This is a genomic window from Renibacterium salmoninarum ATCC 33209, assembly GCF_000018885.1.
GTDB classification, from domain to species: domain Bacteria; phylum Actinomycetota; class Actinomycetes; order Actinomycetales; family Micrococcaceae; genus Renibacterium; species Renibacterium salmoninarum.
On the sequence record NC_010168.1, the window covers coordinates 1,876,029 to 1,894,285 of the forward strand.

An 18,257-nucleotide genomic window follows, 5' to 3' on the forward strand; every position below is an offset into this window, starting at 1 on the left:
GGGGCGCGGACGGGATCTTATGGTTCCCGCCGCGCCCTAGTCATGTCCGCTCGAATCAGCAGATCCGCACCCTTCGGATAATGTACTTCTTCCAAAACTAAGGGATGGGGTGGCGCCAGCCCAGATTTTGCGTCGCGAACTTTGATCGCCAGACGTTCGGCTAGCCAGTCTGGGCTCTGTTCGCCGCTGCCAACCTGCACCGCTGAACCGATGAGCGCCCGGACCATATTGTGGCAAAACGCGTCAGCCTGGACGGCGACCTTGATCGTCCCGTCAGGCTGTCTGCTGAATTCCAGCCGCTGTAGCTCTCGGACCGTTGTCGCGCCGGGACGCGGCTTACAGAAAGCTCTGAAGTCTTGCAAGCCCAATAGCGGCTGTACCGCCAAATTCAAGAGTTCGACGTCGAGCTCAGTTTTGTGCCACCAGGTCATCTGACGCTGTACCGGGTCCCACTGCGCAGGCCGATCCGCAATGTGATAACTGTAACGCCGCCAGAGGGCGGAGAATCTGGCATCGAATCCAGGTTCCGCAGGACGAACAGAATGCACCACCACGGCACCGGTCTGCTCACCAAGAACCCGGGACAACGCGCCGCGCAATCGGCGTAACACTGCCTCCTCGGGGCTGGCAGTGCTCCTGCGCGCTATTTGCTCCCACTCATGCGGGTAGAATTCTGCATGGACCACCTGACCGCGCGCATGCACGCCAGCGTCTGTGCGCCCGGCAACAGTGACTCGTACCAATCGACGCAATATCATCGCCAACGAATCTTCCAGAACGCCCTGAACTGTCAAACGCTCAGGCTGTAAGGCCCAGCCGGAAAACGGCGCACCGTCATAAGCTAGATCAAGCCTTAAACGAAGGAACCCACCGCCCCCTTTACGGGGTTCGGTGGGTTCCTGATCGAGCATAAGCTCAATTCTACGAGTAATTACTCGCTTGCTGCGCCAGCCTGTGCTTCTTCGCCACCAGCCGGCACGAAGCCAGCAGCTTTGGCGTCTTCGGCAGTGGCGAACCACACCTCAGCAACAGTGTTGTCGTACCAGCGTGAGCCGGGTACGTGGTACTTCATGGAGTCTTCGTTGCCCTTGATGTCGAAGCCCTCAGGAGCTTCGTTCGGGTCTTCCAGGGTTGCGTGCGAGCCCGCATACTTCGAGGTCTCTTCAGCAGCTTCGGTCTCTACGACCTCAGCCGGAGCTTCCTCAGCAACTTCAGTCTCAACCAGCTTTGCAGCCTTAGCCGGTGCAGCCTTAGCTGACTCAGCTTCAGCAACAACTGCTTGCTTAGCGCTGACCGGCTCCAAAACAAGTTCGATAACAGCCATCGGCGCGTTATCGCCCTTACGCGGGCCAATCTTGGTGATGCGAGTGTAGCCACCGTCGCGCTTCTCAACTGCGGAAGCGATGTCGGTGAACAGCTCGTGCACAACACCCTTGTTGCTGATCAAAGCCAGCACCCGGCGACGCGAAGCTAGATCTCCGCGCTTTGCGAAGGTGATCAGGCGCTCTGCGTAGGGACGCAGACGCTTGGCCTTGGTCTCCGTGGTAGTGATGCGCTTGTGCTCAAACAGGGCAGCTGCCAAGTTGGCGAGCATCAGACGCTGGTGCGCCGGGCCACCGCCCAGGCGCGGACCCTTTGTGGGGGTAGGCATAATGTTTTCTCCTCAAGTGGAATCCGGCACGTTGGCGACTGTATCAACAGTCGCCAACGTGTCCGGGAAGTGGTCTTTAGAGCTCGTCGTCGCCGAAGGCGTCGTCGCTCTCGTCGATGGCAGCTGCACGAGCGGCAAGGTCAAATCCTGGAGGGGAATCCTTCAGGGAAAGACCCAGTTCCACAAGCTTTGCCTTGACTTCGTCAATGGACTTCGCACCGAAGTTACGGATGTCCATCAAGTCAGCTTCCGAGCGAGCAACAAGCTCGCCCACGGTGTGGATGCCTTCGCGCTTGAGGCAATTGTAGGAACGGACAGTCAAGTCCAAATCCTCAATCGGTAAGGCCATATCCGCAGCCAAAGCAGCATCGGTCGGCGAGGGGCCGATTTCGATGCCTTCAGCAGCAGTGTTCAGCTCACGAGCCAAACCGAACAGTTCAACCAAGGTCGTACCGGCAGAGGCAACGGCGTCGCGCGGGGCGATGGCCTGCTTGGTCTCTACGTCTACGATCAAACGGTCGAAGTCGGTGCGCTGCTCAACACGGGTCGCTTCCACGCGGAAAGTTACCTTGAGCACCGGCGAGTAGATCGAGTCAACCGGAATACGGCCGATCTCGGCATCGCCGGACTTGTTTTGAGCTGCCGATACATAGCCACGGCCACGCTCGATGGTCAGTTCAAGTTCGAACTTACCCTTCGAGTTCAGCGTTGCGATATGTAGATCCGGGTTGTGGAATTCCACGCCGGCCGGCGGCGCGATGTCCGCAGCGGTCACGACGCCGGGTCCCTGCTTGCGCAGGTAAGCGACCACTGGCTCATCGTGTTCGGAGGAGACCGAGAGGTTTTTGATGTTCAGGATAATCTCCGTGACATCTTCTTTCACACCAGGCACGGTGGTGAATTCGTGCAGCACGCCGTCAATACGGATGCTAGTCACGGCAGCGCCGGGAATGGAGGACAGAAGAGTACGACGGAGCGAGTTTCCCAGGGTGTAACCGAAACCTGGCTCCAGCGGTTCAATGATGAACCGTGAACGGTTGTCGGAAACTACTTCTTCAGAGAGGGTTGGGCGCTGTGCAATGAGCACTTGGTTTTCCTTTCAGCGAGCATCCGCTATATGACGCAACACAGGTGGTGGAAAGTATGGTCGTCAGTCGCCAACCGGCAAGCTTGCCGATATGAGCTACGGGTCTACATTAGACGCGGCGGCGCTTGGGCGGCCGGCATCCGTTGTGAGCGCTCGGGGTAACGTCTTGGATCGATCCAACCTCAAGCCCTGCGGCTGTCAGCGAACGAATCGCAGTCTCGCGACCGGATCCCGGTCCCTTGACGAATACGTCAACCTTACGAACGCCATGTTCCTGCGCACGCTTTGCAGCCTGCTCGGCAGCGAGCTGCGCAGCGAACGGGGTCGACTTACGTGAACCCTTGAATCCAACCTCACCTGAGGAAGCCCAGGCGATAACAGCACCAGCGGGGTCCGTGATGGTCACGATGGTGTTGTTGAACGTGCTCTTGATGTGCGCCTGGCCAAGCGCGATATTCTTTTTGTCCTTCTTACGCGGCTTGCGAACCGCGCCACGAGTCTTCGGGGGCATTATTTCTCCTAAGTTCTGATCAGCGGGACGTTATTAGCGTCCGGCCTTCTTCTTGCCGGCGACGGTCCGCTTCGGGCCCTTACGGGTACGAGCGTTGGTCTTTGTACGCTGACCGCGTACTGGCAAGCCGCGACGGTGGCGGATGCCTTCGTAGCTGCCGATTTCAACCTTGCGGCGAATGTCAGCGGCTACTTCGCGGCGGAGATCGCCTTCAACTTTGTAGTTGACCTCGATGTAGTCGCGGAGCTGGACCAGTTCGGCGTCGGAGAGGTCCTTGACACGGACGTCCGGAGAAATGCCGGTTTCAGCCAGGGTTTTGTGTGCACGGGTCTTGCCCACGCCGTAGATGTAGGTAAGCGCAACTTCCAACCGCTTTTCGCGGGGAAGATCAACGCCAGCGAGACGAGCCATTGTGGCGGTACTCCTTGGTTATATCCGGAGGTCGTAGGCAGTATACCCACACATTTTTCCTGCGCGGCCCCGGCCTCCGACCGGGGGTAAGTTGCGGCTCCCTGCTGGGAATCACAGCTTGTGCTGCCTTCTATCTATGTACTTGCGTGGGCAGAACTAGGGTTGCTCTCCAAAAAGGAGAGATTAGCCCTGGCGCTGCTTGTGGCGCGGGTTTTCGCAGATCACCATGACCCGACCATTACGGCGGATCACCTTGCACTTGTCGCAGATCTGCTTGACGCTCGGCTTGACCTTCATGGCGTTCCTTTGCGTGTGAGCAGTGTTGAATGTGAATAAAAACTATTTGTAGCGGTAAACAATACGGCCGCGAGTGAGGTCGTACGGGCTTAGCTCCACCACGACTCGATCCTCAGGGAGGATTCGAATGTAATGTTGGCGCATCTTTCCAGAAATATGAGCAAGAACAATGTGCTTATTCGTCAACTCAACACGAAACATCGCGTTGGGTAGCGCTTCAGTCACCACGCCCTCAATCTCAATGACCCCGTCTTTCTTGGCCATATCCTCCACTAACTCTTGTTTTTGACTAACCGGTGTATTCCCCGTGAAATCACGGAAAATACTGGCTTTACTCGTTGACTGTCCACACTGTCCCGCGCTGAATCTGGCTTCCAGATCTTGATCACTTCAGAACAAGCCCGTAGGATCACCGACGGGATCTGAAAGATCGGAAGAAAAAGAGCTGCGTGGGCGCGCCAAAGCGCAGACAACCAACAAACAACTTTACGCCATCGGGGCTAAGAAGTTAAATCAACCATTACTGCCGAAGAATTTATCAGGACAATTTCCCCAATTCACGCGGGCCAACGTGGAAGCCCTCCCGCGGGAGTCTGTACCGATTCGGCTGCTTGGATGCCGTCTTCAATCGCCGCCTGAACTACCAACGCTGCCATTGACTGCAATTCAATCAGCGCTATAGTGCCGGATGAGTCCGCCCCGCTGAGCTCCTGTGCACAGCTGGCCAAGGTAAAAACCGTGTCTCCATCGGCCAAAGTATGCACCGGGGACAATGCCCGAGCCAGGCCGTCGTGCGCGGCGGTCGACGTTCGCTTGACCTCCGCCACCGTCAGCTTCGCGTTGGTCGCTACAACCGCCAACGTCGTATTGAGTCCAGCAGGTTTCAACCCACCGTGCTCCATCGCTACTGAAGGATTCTGCACACCCAGCGGAAGCCCTGCTGCATTGACCACGGCTAGCGCCGCAATCACGATGTGTGAGTTGACCCCTGACATTCGCATGGAAGCAGAGCCCACGCCACATTTAAAGGATCCACGGCCTAATGCGGCACCGATACCAGCGCCAACATTCCCGCGTCTGAATTCGTCGGCATGAGCGGCTAACGCAGCTTGATAACCCATTTCTTCATCAGGACGTAAGGAGAAGTCACCGCCGCGGGCACAATCGGCACCACACCGCCGTCGACGCCGAAGCCGCGCCCTTGCTCTTCGAACCATCGCTGCGCTCCGGAGGCAGCAACCAATCCGTAAGCACTGCCACCAGTAAGCACGACGGCGTCCACGGTGGCGACCAGCGTCGTGGGGTCTAAAGCATCCGTTTCGTGCGTACCTGGTCCGCCACCACGAACATCGACCGCGCCAATGCTGCCAGTCGGCGGAATGACAACGCTCACGCCGGTAAGCCAACCATCACCAACCCGCTCGACCTGACCGACTAGGAAACCAGGTACATCGGTCAACTGTCCTGTATTTGGGCGATCTCGATACTGATCTTGTTCTGCCATCTTTCTATTGTCCGCCCGATTCGGACGGCGCACCAGGACACTTGTGCTGACAACTCAGCTGGGCGCCTGCCCTAGTAACGCCGTAGTAATAGAGTGAACAGCCAGTGAAGGCTGAGGGAACATTGACGCGGGCAGTACGATTTTGGCAAGACAACGTCGTCGCTTGTGCTGAAGTAGTGAAAGTTGCACGCGGGGGTGTTGCAACTGGAACCTATGCAGCAAAGTGAGATAACTATGACGCGGGTCGATTCGTCGAAAACCCCGGTGCTTGCACCGAATCCGCCATCCGCACCTGGCGGGGATCAATCCGGCGGCCAGAAAATCAAACGAAGATACTGGACCGCCCGAACCAAACGTGACGCTTGGATCTTTTTGGCGTTTGCGCTGCCCAATATTGTCTTGATTGCGGTATTTACTTATCGTCCGCTGATTGCCAACATTCAGTACTCGATGCTGGACTGGACGCTTGGCTCAGACTTTGCCACCGCCATTGGATTGCAGAACTACATTACGTTTTTCAGCTCAGCGGATGCAGCCAACGTTTTAGGGACTACTGCCATCTTCACCGTCTTTACGGTAGGCGGCTCGATGGTGCTGGGGCTTTTGATCGCCTTAGCTCTCAGCCAGAAGCTACCTGGCAGAACATTTGCACGATCTGCCATATTTGCGCCGTACGTGCTCTCCGGGGTGGGCGTCGGTTTAGTGTGGTTGTTCATCTTTGATCCGGTTTACGGCGTACTCTCTTGGGTTCTACGCAGCCTGGGCCAGAACAGCCCGCAGTGGATCAATGACCCCAAGCTATCTCTTGTGATGGTGATCATCGTCTATGTCTGGAAGAATCTCGGCTACTGTGCCGTGGTTTATCTGGCTGGCTTACAGTCGATGCCCAAAGACGTAATGGAAGCCGCTTCGCTTGATGGAGCTAGCGCATGCCGTCGGTTTATCTCGATCAGTTTGCCGCTGCTCTCCCCCACAACCTTCTTCCTGCTCATCACCTCGTTGCTCTCCTCGCTGCAAGCTTTCGACATCCTCAAGATCATGACGCCAACCGGCCAAGGTACAAACACCTTGATGTTTGAGACCTATTTGCAAGCCTTCGGCTCGTATAACAAGGCCGGCTACTCAGCTGCCATATCGGTAGTGCTCTTCGTCTTGTTGTTGATCATGACCGTAGTGCAGATGCGCTTCGTGGAGAGAAAGGTGCATTACGCATGAGCACCATAGAAGCTCCGTACACCGACCTAGTACCCAAGCGCCCCCGCCCGCTTTCTTGGAAGAACGTCAGCCGGACATTGGTTACTGGCTACCTGCCACTCATCATCGCAACTTTGTTGGTCTTCCTTCCGTTGTTTTGGATGATTCTGTCTTCCTTCAAGGCACCGGGTGAAATTATCACCACGGACCTGAAGATCATTCCGCAAGCACCAAATTTTGATAACTACGCTGAGGCTGCGACCAGAGTCCCCTTTGCCCAGTTCTTCCTCAATAGCGTGATCGTGACGGCGATCGGCTCAGTAATCAAGTGCGTGCTAGCAATCTTGACCGCCTATGCGCTGGTCTTCGTTCGTTTCCCTTTCAAACGACTAATTTTCATCCTGATATTGGTCGCGCTTATGGTGCCACCCCAGGTAGCCGTTTTGCCCAATTACATCTTGATCTCAAGTCTCAACGGTCAAAATACCTATTGGGGCATTATTTTGCCAGGACTCGGCACTGCCTTCGGGACTTTTTTGCTTCGTCAACATTTCCTCACCTTGCCGGGCTCAATTTTGGAATCCGCTGAGATCGATGGTGCCGGGCATTGGCAGCGTCTCTGGAAGATTGTGGTGCCGATCTCGGTGCCATCAATTGCCACAGTTGCGCTGGTCACCATCGTGACGGAATGGAACGAATACATCTGGCCCCTGATCATCACAACTAAAGCCGAGATGATGACGCTTCCAGTAGGTCTGACTTTGCTGACCAATTCAGATTCAAGTTCGCAGGCCTGGGGCGTCCTGATGGCCGGTGCTGTCATTGTCATCTTGCCGATTCTGATCATCTTTGCAGCTCTTCAGCGCTACATCGTCGCGGGGCTGACGCAAGGCTCCGTTACCGGCTAATCCTCGAACACCGCATCCACCGCATCACATCGAAAGGTACTCAATGAACATCAATCGTAAACATTTCCTGGCTCTGGGGGGACTCGGGTTGGGCACCGCAGCTCTTGCTGCATGTGGCGGTCCAAACACTTCAGGAGCGGCCAGCAGCTCAGCTGCCAGCACTGACTGGTCCAAAGTCAAACCCGCAGCACAGATCAGCTTCATGTCCAGTCACCCTGGCTCATCACAGCCGATCGAGCAGAAGCTCATTGACGACTTTCAGAAAGCAAATCCGGATATCAAGGTCAACTTGATCACCGGCGGTCAGAACTACGAAGAAGTTGCACAGAAGTTCCAGACCGCTCAGACCGGCAACGATGTGCCTGACGTCGTCGTCGCTTCTGACGTTTGGTGGTTCCGCTACACCCTCTCCGGCGCAATCATCCCGATTGACGACCTGCTCAAGGAAGCCGGAGACAAGACCGACGATTTCAATAAGACCTTGTTCGGCGATTACAGCTACAACAACCAGCACTGGGCCGCACCTTATGCCCGTTCCACCCCGCTGTTCTACTACAACAAAGATCACTTCAAAGCGGCTGGTTTGCCTGATCGAGCACCGACCACCTGGGCAGAGTTTGCCGAATGGGCACCCAAGCTCAAAACCGCCGATGCTGCACAAAGTGGTTACCAAAATGCTTATCAATACCCCGCGCTGGCCGGCTACGCAGGCTGGACTTTACAGAACGTCTTGTGGGGCCAAGGCGGCAGCTGGTCTAAAGAGGTGGGACATTACCGCTGATTCAGAGGCTTCCGTCAAAGCAATGCATATGGGTGCAAGACAGCATTGTTAAAGACGCGTGGGCTGGAGTTTCCTCGAAAGACGCCGTCAGCGACATGACCGCTGGTGCGGTAAGCGCCACTGTTTCCTCAACGGGCGACCTGGTTGGAACTTTGAAAGCTGCCAGCGCCAAAGGCATGAACATCGGAGTTGGATTCCTACCCGGCGGACCGGTATCTACCTCACCAGTTTGCCCGACCGGCGGTGCTGGCTTGGTCATTGCGCAGAAGACTTCGCCGGAACGGCAACTTGCAGCAGCAAAGTTTGTCAGCTTTGTGACCAACGCCCAGAATACTGCCCAGTTCTCGCAAGCCACCGGCTACATGCCAACCCGGACAACCGCTGACATGTCCGCTGTGCTTGCTCAGACTCCGCAGATTCAAGTTGCTCTTGATCAGCTCAAGGTCACCAAGAGCCAGGACTACGCACGGGTTTTCTTGGCTGGAGCCGATCAGGAAATGGCTAAATCTGCCGCCAAGATTATGAATGAGAAGGCCGACGTCAAGACGACTCTGACCGCGTTGAAGGCAACGCTGCAGGGAATCTACGAAAAGGACGTTAAGCCGAAGCTGAAATCCTAAGGTTTTGTTTTGACCAAGACACCCCTGGTGGCTGTTCATACCGAACAGCCACCAGGGGTGTCTTTTTAGTCTTTGCTCATGAATTGATTACGGCAACGGCGCGGGCGTAACGCCAAGCGCTGCGAGTTTACTTGCGCCACCATCAGGTGCGGTAAGAACCCAAATGCCGCCGTCGTGCACCGCCACTGAATGTTCCCAGTGTGCGGCTCGCTTGCCGTCGTCGGTCACTACGGTCCAGTCGTCGTCCAAGGTATGGCTGGCAATATCGCCACGGACCAGAACCGGCTCAATCGCCAAAGCCATGCCGGGGCGCAGCTTCGGGCCACGGTGCTTGGAGCGGTAATTGAGCACATCCGGGTCCATGTGCATCGCCGAGCCGATGCCGTGCCCGGTGTAGTCCTCAACAATGCCGAACTTAATGCCGTATTTTTCGGTGACAAAGTCATCAATCGCATCGCCAATCTCACCCACGCGAGATGCGGTGGCCATCGCTGAAATGCCGCGCCACATGGCTGCCTCGGTCGCCTTGGAAAGTTCGACGTCGGCCGGATCCGCAGTGCCAACAATCACAGTACGTGCCGAGTCAGCATGCCAGCCGCCGATGATCGCGCCGCCGTCAATCGAAACCAGGTCGCCGTCTTCAAGCTTGCACTCGTTCGGAATGCCGTGCACTACTTGCGCATTCACCGAAGTGCAGATGGTAGCCGGGTAGCCGTAGTAGCCCAGGAAATTGGACTTTGCGTTGGCCTGAGCCAGTTCGGCCGCAAACATCGCATCCAACTCGGCGGTGCTGATGCCAACCTCGGCAGCGGCAACAGCAACATCGAGGGCAGCGGACAACACCAGCCCAGCCTCGTTCATGAGGCGGAACTGCTCCGCAGTTTTGAGCTCGATTTTCGAGTTTTTGCCAATGGCCACGTTGGTCACCTGTTCCGGGAAGTGAAGTATGCCCTTCGAGACTACCCGAAATGCATCCGCTGCTACCGAGCGTAGTCACGCAGCGGTGGCTCAGCATTGACCCAGGACCGGAGGTTGAATATGGTCCAAAGCCCGTCAAGGACGATCTTTACCAGCTTGACACTACCCCGTCGCCCCATCGAACTAAGATTTCCCGCAGACCGAGGTTGGAATTCTGCTAGCACTCGCCGATCCGGGATGGTTCAAAGCGTCCAGTACTGCAGCGTGAACAACGTTATCTGTCAGTACGCCAAGATGCAGTGCAACTCGGCCTGGACAGATATTCTGCACGATGATGTTGCTGGCACCAACCAAGTTGGTCTAGCTAGGCGAAGGAAAAACGAACTCATCATTGTTGGAGGAGATCGTCGTGTATGAAAGTCCCCAGGCAGACGTCTGGCCGCTAAAGCTGTCGTCCAGTCTGATCCCCTGCTTACCTGAAAACCTACCGGCGGACACGATGAGTACCATTCATTAGGCTTACAGGTCGGAATAATGCCGGTAAAGGAAGTCCCATTGATTGGCGATGCGATATTAATAACGTCATCTAAACGCGTAGCAAGATCGGGCCAGAATTTCACCGCCCAGGTTAAGAGCATGCCACCTTCGCTGTGACCGATGGCCGAGATCTTTTCGCCGCTTTTCTCATTCATCGATCGGATAGCCGACACGACGTATTCAACTGTGACTTGCATATCTCCAAAGCCACGGCCCGGTATCGTGAGCAAACATAACGGGCGCCCTTGGTCACGGAAGTACTTTTCATAACCGCCGCTGTAAGCATCATTTACTGACTCGCCAAAGCCGGGCACCAAAAGAACCGGTGTCTTATTTGGAGGGGCAAGGTCTGCCGAACATTTTAATGCCGAAAAGAGCTGCGCCGTCGGCGTCTGCAGGACTGGGCCTGGCTCAGGCGTTGCGGCGGCAAAGCTCGCGGGAAGGCCAGTCAGCAGCAGTCCTCCAGCGACGAACGACACCACTACTGCTCGGGCAAATACTTTGATCTTTGTCATCGATACTTCCAATCCACTCCATTGTGTTTTGACCGTTCATGATGCAAATCAGAGACCAACACTTCTTTGGACCAGTCCCGGTTTCTTCTCTTTCTCCTCTTAAATTGCCGTTTAGACCAGGGCCGAATGGCCGGTGATAGCTCGTCCCACAATCAGTGAATTCACCTCATAGGTGCCCTCAAAGGTGAGTATCGGCTGCGCATCCGCAAAGATCTTGGCCATACCAAAATCGGTGACGATCCCGTTCCCGCCTAATAGCGAACGCCCTTTTGCTACGGTGTCCAAACATAGTTTGCTGGTGAACCCTTTTACCAGAGCGGCCTGCTCCATCCGCAGCTCTGGGCCCACTCCGCGATCATGCGCATCTTGGACCTGGGCCAGTCTCGCTGACATCGCTAATGATGCGGTGGCGTTGCCGAGCATCTCCACAAGTTGTTGCTGTACCAGTTGGAACTTGGCTAGCGGCTTGCCAAATTGCAGGCGTTCGAGCGCATATTTGCGCGCGATCTCGAAGGCAGCGCATTGCACTCCCGCGGCCATCCAGCCGGCCATCATCCGGGTCCCCATCAGCAGCACATTGGTATCTGCAAAGGAACTCACGGTCGATAGCCGATCAGACTCGGCCAGCCGAACGTCTTTCATCACAAGGTCCGCGTTTTTGATTCCGCGCATCGAGATCTTATTCTCGATTTTGGTCCGGCTGATGCCCGGTAGGCTCAAATCGAGAATAAAACCGCGGATCTGCCCGTCATCGGAATCACGGGCCCAAAGGAAGACGTAATCGCCGTCGGCTGCATTGCCGATCCAGCGCTTCGCTCCGTTCAAGACCCAACCGTCACCATCTCGACGGACCATGGTGGTCAGCCCACCGGCCACATCAGAGCCGTGCTCCGGTTCGGTCAAGGCAAACCCGCCAAGAATCTGACCGTCGCTAGACCGCTGTAGGAACCGCTGCTTCTGCTCCTCGGTGCCGAAAATTCGAATTCCTTCAACGAACAACTCGTGGTGAATGCCGAAGATCGCGCCGGTGGACAGATCCGCCTTGCACAGCTCCAAAGTGGCCAGACCGGAATACAACCGGGAGTAGCCAGCCCGGAAAGGCGCGCCCACGCCCATCGCCGATAATTTTTGAAACACGGACCGGGGAACATCTTCTTCGTGCCACCACTTCTGCGCAAAGGGTGTAACTTCCCGGGCGCAAAACTCACGCAGTTCAAAGAGCTTGGCCCGTTCTACTGGCGACAATAGTGATTCGAATTCAAAGAAGTCAGCCGTTGGCAACTCCTTGAATGGTTGCCGCGGCTTGGCTTTTTGGACAGATAAAGTCTTGGTGACCATGACTTAACCGTTGAATCCGCCGCCGCAAATTACCGTTTGCGCACTGACATAGTCAGATTCGGGGATGCAGAACAGGTAAACGTCATTGGCAGCTTCTTGCGGGGTCCCCGGTCGTCCTAACGGAATCATCTGTTCGGCTGCGGTGAGCAACGCTTGGCTGACGCCAACTTTGATTTCCCGGCCGGCGACGTCGATGGTTCCGTTGCTATCTGCCGGCGTCTCGGTGAGCCGAGTCTTGATGAAGCCAAAGGCAACGGTGTTGACCGTGACGTTGTACCGGCCCCATTCTTTGGCCAAGGTCTTCGTCAATCCGGTCACCCCCGCCTTTGCCGCGCTGTAATTAGCTTGCCCTGCATTGCCGGTGAGGCCAGCCACCGAGGAAATATTGACCACCTTGCGGCAGGGTACCGGCTCGCCGGCAGCAATTGCGGCCTTTGCTGCGGCGGAGATCACTGGCTGTGCAGCACGCAGAATCCGGGATGGTGCTTTGAGATGAACATCAAGAATTGCGTCCCACTGCTCATCAGTCATTTTCTGAATCACGGTATCCCAGGTGTAGCCAGCGTTGTTCACGATGATGTCCACGCCACCGAAGTTCTCTACCGCGGCCGCCACAAAACGATCGCCGAAATCGACATCAGTAACACTGCCGTTGCAGGCAACGGCCTCACCGTCTGCCGCTTGAATCGCAGCGACTGTTTCATCGGCTGGGGCCGGATCAAGATCGTTGACGACGACCTTGGCACCTTCGGATGCTAGCTTGAGCGCAATTTCACGGCCGATTCCGCGACCCGATCCGGAGACCAACGCGACTTTTCCAGCGAGTTTTCCTGCATTAGACATGGTGTTTCCTTAAAAGTTGAAAAACGTGGGAGTCAGAGTGCGACGACGGCGGTGCCCGCGAGCGTCACCGTGCCATCGGCGAGGGTCACTGCCACCTCGAGCGTGGCCAGACGTTCGCCGTCGTGCTCGGTTATTTCGGTAACTTGGCCCTGCGCCGTAGGCTGAGCCAACACCGGCGTGATCGCGGCAAAGCGAACGTTGAAGGTGCGGATTCGGTCCTGCGGAACCCAGTTGGTGAGCAGTCGGCCAAGATAGGCCATCGAGAGCATGCCTTGGGCGAAAGCATCGTCCAAGCCCGCGGATTTGGCCATATCAATGTCGAGGTGGATGGGGTTATGGTCGCCAGAGGCACCGCCAAAAAGGGCCAGTGTGGTCCGCGAGATGGGGGGGGGTAAGACAAGAATCGGCAAAATTGTGTCGATCTCGACAGACGCGTACTCTTCACTAACACTCATTTGGCAGCCTCCGGATTGGTCACAACGAGAACGGTTTTAGCGGTTGCCACAGCGGAACCGTCGTGTACCCGTGTGATGACTGTTTCTTTGACGACGAACTCTAGGGCGCCACCCTTTTTGCTATACACATCGGTGATCTTTGGCTCCAGCCGCAATACTTCGCCAGCATGGGCCACAGAATGATAGGTGAATTCTTGCTCGCCGTGCAGCACCCGCCGGAAATCTATGCCCAACTCGGAAATCCAGGCGACCCCGCCAGGCGCTTCGAGCTCTAAGCCGAAAAGAATCGTTGGTGGCAGCGGAAGCCCCTTGTGTCCAGCCGCTTTGGCCGCGTCAAGATCGGTATAAATGGGGTTCTTCTCTCCGATCGCATCAGCGAAAAATCTGAGTCTTTCGATAGGAACCGCTGTTTCGGTGCTGGGAAGTACCCGGCCCACAGCATCTGGGGCAATAGCCATCTTAGGAAACCTTTTCGTAGAGGGTCACTACGGCAGCGCCGCCAAGACCGATGTTGTGTTGCAGGGCATGCCTGGCGCCTTCGACTTGACGTGGACCTGCTGTGCCACGCAATTGCCAGACCAGCTCGGTACATTGCGCCAAACCAGTGGCCCCTAGCGGGTGACCTTTAGACATGAGGCCACCGGAAGGGTTGACAACTACTTGCCCGCCATAGGTATTGTCACCGTTCATCACAAACTTCTCTCCGGTGCCCTCAGGGGTGAAACCAAGCGCTTCATAGCTGAGCAACTCATTCGCGGTGAAGCAATCGTGCAGCTCGACGACTGGAATATCGGTGGGCCCAACGCCGGCCTGCGCATATACAATCTCAGCTGCTGCTTTACTCATGTCATATCCGACAAGTGAAATCAGATCATCGCCTTCGAACGTGCCAGCAAAATCGGTAGTCATCGCTTGCGCCGCAATCACAACTGAGGTGTTCAGGCCGTGTTTGCGCGCGAATTCCTCGGTGCACAAAACCGCTGCGGCAGCACCACAGGTTGGCGGGCAACACATCAGCCGAGTCAAGGGGCCGTAAATCTGCGGTGATTCCATGACCTGCTCTACAGTGAGCGGATCGCGAAAGACCGAGTACGGATTGTTGGCTGCGTGGCTGCGTGATTTCACTGCGATCCTGGCTAACACCTCTGGCGACGCCTGGTATTTTTCCAAGTACTGTGCTCCAGATCCACCGAACAATCTTGCCGCCATCGGCGCATCGGAGTCCCCCTGGACCGTGCTCAATTTGTCAAGGAACGGACCCAGAACGTTCGGGCGGTCTTCCCACATTGCCCGCAAAGCGCCGCGCTGCATCTGTTCGAAACCCAGAGCTAATACGCACTCCGCAGCCCCACTGGCAATTGCTTGCCGCGCTAAGTACAACGCGGTGGATCCAGTAGAGCAGTTGTTATTGACGTTGATGACCGAAATTCCCGTCAGACCGACGTTGTACAAGGCGGCCTGGCCGCTCGTGGAATCGCCATAGACGTAACCGACATATGCTTGCTAAATTTGGCTGTAGGCAATACCCGCATCTTTCAAGGCGGCCATTGTCGCGTTCGATCCCATCAGATCGTAAGTTTCAGTCTTGCTCGGAGTCATAACAGGAATCATCCCGACGCCGGCTACGAATACTCGTTCACTCATTTCTGCCTCCTTTGGCCGATGAAAACTAACCTATTCTGAATTCACTTATCCTGTCAAGGCTAAGCCTGCACCGAAAAATATTTCTTGGACTAAACGTGCGTAGAACGTCGCAAGGTCAGAGTTCGAGCAGCCGCTGACAGATCAACTCCAAAGCGGAGCGTTCTGCAGCATCGAGATCACCATGGCTACGCGCCGCACAGTCATTGATCACCATCAAAACTGCGTGCACTCGAATCCGTGCGGCATCACGCAGCATTGTCGGGTCGATCTGCAACATTAGATCAACCCATTGGTTGAGATATGCCCGTTGCTGAGCAACCGCTAACCTCCGCTTTTCCTCATCCAAATTGCCTAGCTCAGTAACAATCAAAGTGATCAACGCGGGGTCCGCGGCCACGGTGTCCAGATAAGAATCGAGAAGGCAGCCCAGCGCTTTCTTCGGATTACTTGGCACCGCGAGCGCTAAAGCTCGTCCTTTTTGCAGGAGGTCATTTCCGTACTGCAAAACTTCGAAGAGCAAGTCGACTTTGCTCGGGAAGTGGTGGTAAATACTCGGCTCAGCAATACCCACTTTTGCTGCGATCTCATCTAATCCGGTTTGGGCAAATCCCCTCCGCGCAAACAATTCCGAGGCAGCCGCAACTAATTTCTCTTGGGTTCCAGTTGGCGACCTGCGCGGTTCCGAAACTCTTCGATCGACGAGATTGACGCTTTCTTCAACGACCCAATTTATGTTGAGCACGCTGAACATCATTTGTTTCATGAGCGCTACAAAATCGGCCCTAGGCAAGCTCACGTGGTGGTAAGACAAACTGAGACAAATCGATAGCACGGCTCTTGTGAGCAATCTGCTCCAGGTTGCGGCTTCTGGGTGATGCGTTTGAATAGCCTGCCGCAGCTCGTGCCGGATTTGCCGCACTTCAGCGGCTAGTCTTTCTTGGTCTTGCTCCGGCAGCTGGCGGGCTTCACGTTGCCACAAAACTCCGGCCAGCCGTATGTCCAATGCCATCGCGACGAAGGCATCATTCCAATCGGACAGACTTTCCGCCGTGGCATCATCGCGCGCATCAGCCAACGCAGCATGCGCCTCGGCAACTGACGCTTCAATGACCGAGACCAACAACTCTTGTTTACTTGAAAAGTGCCGGTAGAGGGCCGAGGGCCCAATCGAGACTGCCCGCGCGATCTGGTTCATAGAGACACTGGCAAATCCATATTCGTAGAACAATTCGGCGCCAGCGCGCCGGATCAGATCCTTACGGTTGGCCGGACGAGTGCCCTTTGGCGGCACATACGGCATTGCTTGGCCCACGGAACGCATTTGTTCAGATGTATCGATTCGCTCCATTGACATCACCATCTCTCGCCTCAATTGCCACTTTATGATTCTAGTAGCGTCGGCTAATCAATCGCTCAGGCCTGAATCAGTTCGTTTCGAATGGCGCGCTTGAGCAATTTTCCTGATGGGTTACGTGGCAATTCGGCTCTGATAATCAGCCGGTGCGGGAGCTTATACCGTGCTATTCGAGCTGCACAGAAGTCGCGGAGTGAATCGCCCCGGTGTGTCCGGAGGGTTTCTCAGACGATGAGCCTGTCGGCGGCTGCCGTGCTCTGGTAGTGATTGTAGTAGTGGTTTTCTAGCTCTACTGGTGGGATGTCTCCGCAGTACTGGTAGAGCCTTCGGTGGTTGTACCAATCGACCCATTCAGCAGTGCCGATTTCGACTTCTTCTAGAGTCCGCCAGGGCTTGCCGGGTTTGATCAGCTCGGTCTTATAAAGCCCGTTGATGGTTTCCGCCAAGACGTTGTCGTAACTATCACCCACAGAACCGATCGAGGGGCGGATACCGGCCTGGGCCAGGCGTTCGGTGAAGGCCAAGGAGGCGTATTGAGCCCCGGCATCGTGATGATGAATCACCCCGGAAATCTCAGCCCCGGCCCGTTCACGACTCCAGATTGCCTGATTAACTGCGTTGAGCACTAGCACGGTGTTCATAGAAGCACTCGCTGACCAGCCCAGGATCCTCCGAGAGTAAGCATCGATCACGAAGGCAACATAGACCCACCCGGACCAGGTCGAAACATAGGTGAAATCATCTACCCATAGCCGATCCGGTGCCGTTGGTGTGAAATCACGGCGGACCAAGTCCTTCGCTCGGGCCGCCTTCGAGTCTTTGATCGTGGTGCGTTTGACCTTGCCACGGACCGCACCCTGTATGCCAAGTAACCCCATGAGCCGTTCTACCGTGCACCTGGCCACCGGCACACCTTCACGGTTCATCGCCAACCAGACTTTCCTGGTGCCGTAAACCCCGTAATTAGCGGCATACACCTTCTGGATCACGGGCTTGAGCACCTCATCACGTTGTTCTCGGTGAGATCGTGTTTTATCCACCCATTCGTAGTACGTGGACGGGGTGGTCTTCACCCCGTCCCAGTAAGCACCTGGCAGATCGACTCGACACCCCACCGCAATCCATTATTCTCGCGGTGACCGGCATGGTCCTTGATGTATTTCACGATCAGTGTTGTGGCGGTCGAGTTCGACCGCGAAAAAAGCTGAAGCACTCCGAAGGATCGCGTTCGCCCGTTTCAGCTCAGCGTTCTCACGCCGTAACCGTTTCAGCTCGGCCGATTCCGTGCTCGTTGTTCCAGTTCTAGTACCAACATCGATCTCGGCTTGCCGGACCCATTTACGCACCGTTTCCGGCACACCCACACCCAAAAGCTGGGCAACTTTTTGCATCGCCGCCCACGCCGAAGATGCACCCTCCATCTCCGCCACCATGCGCACCGCACGATCCTTCAACTCCTGCGGATACCGTGTCGTAGTTTTCCCTGCCATGTCCTGATCCTCTCAAACAAGAAAGTCTCCGGACACACCGGGGCGATTCACCAAGAGCGCATCGGTGGCTTGGTGCTTGTCGATGAGTTTCACAATTGCATTCGGTTCAAAAACTGGCACGAAAAGCAGACTGCAGTCCTTCACTAAACTCATAGTCCAATGCGCGATGGCTGCCATGTGGAACATCGGTGCTACAAAA

18 protein-coding genes and 4 pseudogenes are annotated in these 18,257 nt (G+C 55.9%); 3 read left to right on the forward strand and 19 right to left on the reverse strand.

The window, feature by feature from the left end; translation table 11 throughout:
* Positions 1–17 precede the first annotated feature (17 nt).
* The 8 genes and pseudogenes from RSAL33209_RS09355 to RSAL33209_RS09390 all read right to left on the reverse strand — a co-directional run bounded on the left by RSAL33209_RS09355 (position 18) and on the right by RSAL33209_RS09390 (position 5,461).
* Complete coding sequence (locus tag RSAL33209_RS09355; protein ID WP_012245516.1) at positions 18–911, reverse strand: tRNA pseudouridine synthase A; 894 nt, start codon at positions 909–911, stop codon at positions 18–20.
* Between the two features lie 20 nt (positions 912–931).
* The gene (gene rplQ / locus RSAL33209_RS09360) at positions 932–1,651 is read right to left on the reverse strand and encodes a 50S ribosomal protein L17, sunset domain variant (RefSeq protein WP_012245517.1); all 720 of its coding nucleotides are present in this window, start codon (positions 1,649–1,651) and stop codon (positions 932–934) included.
* A 76-nt stretch (positions 1,652–1,727) separates the two neighbouring features.
* The gene (locus tag RSAL33209_RS09365) at positions 1,728–2,738 is read right to left on the reverse strand and encodes a DNA-directed RNA polymerase subunit alpha (RefSeq protein ID WP_012245518.1); all 1,011 of its coding nucleotides are present in this window, start codon (positions 2,736–2,738) and stop codon (positions 1,728–1,730) included.
* 109 nt (positions 2,739–2,847) lie between these two features.
* A complete protein-coding gene (gene rpsK, locus RSAL33209_RS09370) occupies positions 2,848–3,249 on the reverse strand; it encodes a 30S ribosomal protein S11 (RefSeq protein WP_012245519.1) in 402 nt (133 codons plus the stop codon).
* A gap of 33 nt (positions 3,250–3,282) precedes the next feature.
* Positions 3,283–3,660, reverse strand: a complete 378-nt coding sequence (gene rpsM, locus RSAL33209_RS09375; protein WP_012245520.1) for a 30S ribosomal protein S13 — start codon at positions 3,658–3,660, stop codon at positions 3,283–3,285.
* A 183-nt stretch (positions 3,661–3,843) separates the two neighbouring features.
* A complete protein-coding gene (gene rpmJ / locus RSAL33209_RS17090; RefSeq protein ID WP_011775570.1) occupies positions 3,844–3,957 on the reverse strand; it encodes a 50S ribosomal protein L36 in 114 nt (37 codons plus the stop codon).
* 42 nt (positions 3,958–3,999) lie between these two features.
* Entirely contained in the window at positions 4,000–4,221 is a 222-nt protein-coding gene (gene infA, locus RSAL33209_RS09385; RefSeq protein ID WP_009358723.1) for a translation initiation factor IF-1, read from the reverse strand.
* Positions 4,222–4,514: 293 nt separating this feature from the next.
* A pseudogene (locus RSAL33209_RS09390) lies at positions 4,515–5,461 on the reverse strand (P1 family peptidase).
* Positions 5,462–5,695: 234 nt separating this feature from the next.
* Here RSAL33209_RS09390 and RSAL33209_RS09395 point away from each other — a divergent pair.
* The 3 genes and pseudogenes from RSAL33209_RS09395 (at position 5,696) to RSAL33209_RS20050 (ending at position 8,964) form a co-directional block, all read left to right on the forward strand.
* Positions 5,696–6,676, forward strand: coding sequence for a carbohydrate ABC transporter permease (locus RSAL33209_RS09395; RefSeq protein ID WP_080503798.1), 981 nt, complete (start codon positions 5,696–5,698; stop codon positions 6,674–6,676).
* The gene (locus tag RSAL33209_RS09400; RefSeq protein WP_012245524.1) at positions 6,673–7,563 is read left to right on the forward strand and encodes a carbohydrate ABC transporter permease; all 891 of its coding nucleotides are present in this window, start codon (positions 6,673–6,675) and stop codon (positions 7,561–7,563) included. The genes RSAL33209_RS09395 and RSAL33209_RS09400 overlap by 4 nt, the downstream gene beginning before the upstream one ends.
* Before the next feature lie 43 nt (positions 7,564–7,606).
* Positions 7,607–8,964 (forward strand): annotated as a pseudogene (locus tag RSAL33209_RS20050) (ABC transporter substrate-binding protein).
* Positions 8,965–9,051: 87 nt separating this feature from the next.
* On the opposite strand, the gene map reads toward RSAL33209_RS20050, so the two are convergent.
* The 11 genes and pseudogenes from map to RSAL33209_RS17785 all read right to left on the reverse strand — a co-directional run bounded on the left by map (position 9,052) and on the right by RSAL33209_RS17785 (position 18,235).
* Positions 9,052–9,891 (reverse strand): type I methionyl aminopeptidase, encoded by an 840-nt coding sequence (map, locus tag RSAL33209_RS09410; RefSeq protein ID WP_012245527.1) that lies wholly within the window; start codon positions 9,889–9,891, stop codon positions 9,052–9,054.
* Positions 9,892–10,163: 272 nt separating this feature from the next.
* Complete coding sequence (locus RSAL33209_RS09415) at positions 10,164–10,934, reverse strand: esterase/lipase family protein (protein WP_049758954.1); 771 nt, start codon at positions 10,932–10,934, stop codon at positions 10,164–10,166.
* A 111-nt stretch (positions 10,935–11,045) separates the two neighbouring features.
* Entirely contained in the window at positions 11,046–12,272 is a 1,227-nt protein-coding gene (locus RSAL33209_RS09420; RefSeq protein ID WP_012245529.1) for an acyl-CoA dehydrogenase family protein, read from the reverse strand.
* 3 nt (positions 12,273–12,275) lie between these two features.
* Positions 12,276–13,115: an SDR family NAD(P)-dependent oxidoreductase gene (locus RSAL33209_RS09425; protein WP_012245530.1), complete on the reverse strand. Its 840-nt coding sequence runs from the start codon at positions 13,113–13,115 to the stop codon at positions 12,276–12,278.
* Positions 13,116–13,147: 32 nt separating this feature from the next.
* Positions 13,148–13,570: a MaoC/PaaZ C-terminal domain-containing protein gene (locus tag RSAL33209_RS09430; RefSeq protein WP_012245531.1), complete on the reverse strand. Its 423-nt coding sequence runs from the start codon at positions 13,568–13,570 to the stop codon at positions 13,148–13,150.
* Positions 13,567–14,028, reverse strand: coding sequence for a MaoC family dehydratase N-terminal domain-containing protein (locus RSAL33209_RS09435; RefSeq protein ID WP_012245532.1), 462 nt, complete (start codon positions 14,026–14,028; stop codon positions 13,567–13,569). The genes RSAL33209_RS09430 and RSAL33209_RS09435 overlap by 4 nt, the downstream gene beginning before the upstream one ends.
* Before the next feature lies 1 nt (position 14,029).
* Positions 14,030–15,061, reverse strand: a pseudogene (locus RSAL33209_RS09440) (lipid-transfer protein); the annotation flags it as partial.
* A gap of 12 nt (positions 15,062–15,073) precedes the next feature.
* Positions 15,074–15,214, reverse strand: a complete 141-nt coding sequence (locus RSAL33209_RS18170) for a hypothetical protein (protein WP_012245534.1) — start codon at positions 15,212–15,214, stop codon at positions 15,074–15,076.
* A 115-nt stretch (positions 15,215–15,329) separates the two neighbouring features.
* The gene (locus RSAL33209_RS09445; RefSeq protein ID WP_158541142.1) at positions 15,330–16,535 is read right to left on the reverse strand and encodes a TetR/AcrR family transcriptional regulator; all 1,206 of its coding nucleotides are present in this window, start codon (positions 16,533–16,535) and stop codon (positions 15,330–15,332) included.
* Positions 16,536–16,792: 257 nt separating this feature from the next.
* Positions 16,793–18,058 (reverse strand): annotated as a pseudogene (locus RSAL33209_RS09450) (IS3 family transposase).
* Positions 18,059–18,070: 12 nt separating this feature from the next.
* Positions 18,071–18,235 (reverse strand): hypothetical protein, encoded by a 165-nt coding sequence (locus RSAL33209_RS17785; RefSeq protein WP_169305780.1) that lies wholly within the window; start codon positions 18,233–18,235, stop codon positions 18,071–18,073.
* Positions 18,236–18,257: the final 22 nt, after the last annotated feature.

What these genes read in the sequence shown, in the direction of transcription:
- RSAL33209_RS09355 (WP_012245516.1), bottom strand. Translation starts at nt 911, where the DNA reads ATGCTCGATCAGGAACCCACCGAACCCCGTAAAGGGGGCGGTGGGTTC.
- rplQ (WP_012245517.1), bottom strand. Translation starts at nt 1,651, where the DNA reads ATGCCTACCCCCACAAAGGGTCCGCGCCTGGGCGGTGGCCCGGCGCAC.
- rpsK (WP_012245519.1), bottom strand. Translation starts at nt 3,249, where the DNA reads ATGCCCCCGAAGACTCGTGGCGCGGTTCGCAAGCCGCGTAAGAAGGAC.
- rpsM (WP_012245520.1), bottom strand. Translation starts at nt 3,660, where the DNA reads ATGGCTCGTCTCGCTGGCGTTGATCTTCCCCGCGAAAAGCGGTTGGAA.
- rpmJ (WP_011775570.1), bottom strand. Translation starts at nt 3,957, where the DNA reads ATGAAGGTCAAGCCGAGCGTCAAGCAGATCTGCGACAAGTGCAAGGTG.
- infA (WP_009358723.1), bottom strand. Translation starts at nt 4,221, where the DNA reads ATGGCCAAGAAAGACGGGGTCATTGAGATTGAGGGCGTGGTGACTGAA.
- RSAL33209_RS09395 (WP_080503798.1), top strand. Translation starts at nt 5,696, where the DNA reads ATGACGCGGGTCGATTCGTCGAAAACCCCGGTGCTTGCACCGAATCCG.
- RSAL33209_RS09400 (WP_012245524.1), top strand. Translation starts at nt 6,673, where the DNA reads ATGAGCACCATAGAAGCTCCGTACACCGACCTAGTACCCAAGCGCCCC.
- RSAL33209_RS09415 (WP_049758954.1), bottom strand. Translation starts at nt 10,934, where the DNA reads ATGACAAAGATCAAAGTATTTGCCCGAGCAGTAGTGGTGTCGTTCGTC.
- RSAL33209_RS09420 (WP_012245529.1), bottom strand. Translation starts at nt 12,272, where the DNA reads ATGGTCACCAAGACTTTATCTGTCCAAAAAGCCAAGCCGCGGCAACCA.
- RSAL33209_RS09425 (WP_012245530.1), bottom strand. Translation starts at nt 13,115, where the DNA reads ATGTCTAATGCAGGAAAACTCGCTGGAAAAGTCGCGTTGGTCTCCGGA.
- RSAL33209_RS09430 (WP_012245531.1), bottom strand. Translation starts at nt 13,570, where the DNA reads ATGAGTGTTAGTGAAGAGTACGCGTCTGTCGAGATCGACACAATTTTG.
- RSAL33209_RS09435 (WP_012245532.1), bottom strand. Translation starts at nt 14,028, where the DNA reads ATGGCTATTGCCCCAGATGCTGTGGGCCGGGTACTTCCCAGCACCGAA.
- RSAL33209_RS18170 (WP_012245534.1), bottom strand. Translation starts at nt 15,214, where the DNA reads ATGAGTGAACGAGTATTCGTAGCCGGCGTCGGGATGATTCCTGTTATG.
- RSAL33209_RS09445 (WP_158541142.1), bottom strand. Translation starts at nt 16,535, where the DNA reads ATGCGTTCCGTGGGCCAAGCAATGCCGTATGTGCCGCCAAAGGGCACT.
- RSAL33209_RS17785 (WP_169305780.1), bottom strand. Translation starts at nt 18,235, where the DNA reads ATGGCAGCCATCGCGCATTGGACTATGAGTTTAGTGAAGGACTGCAGT.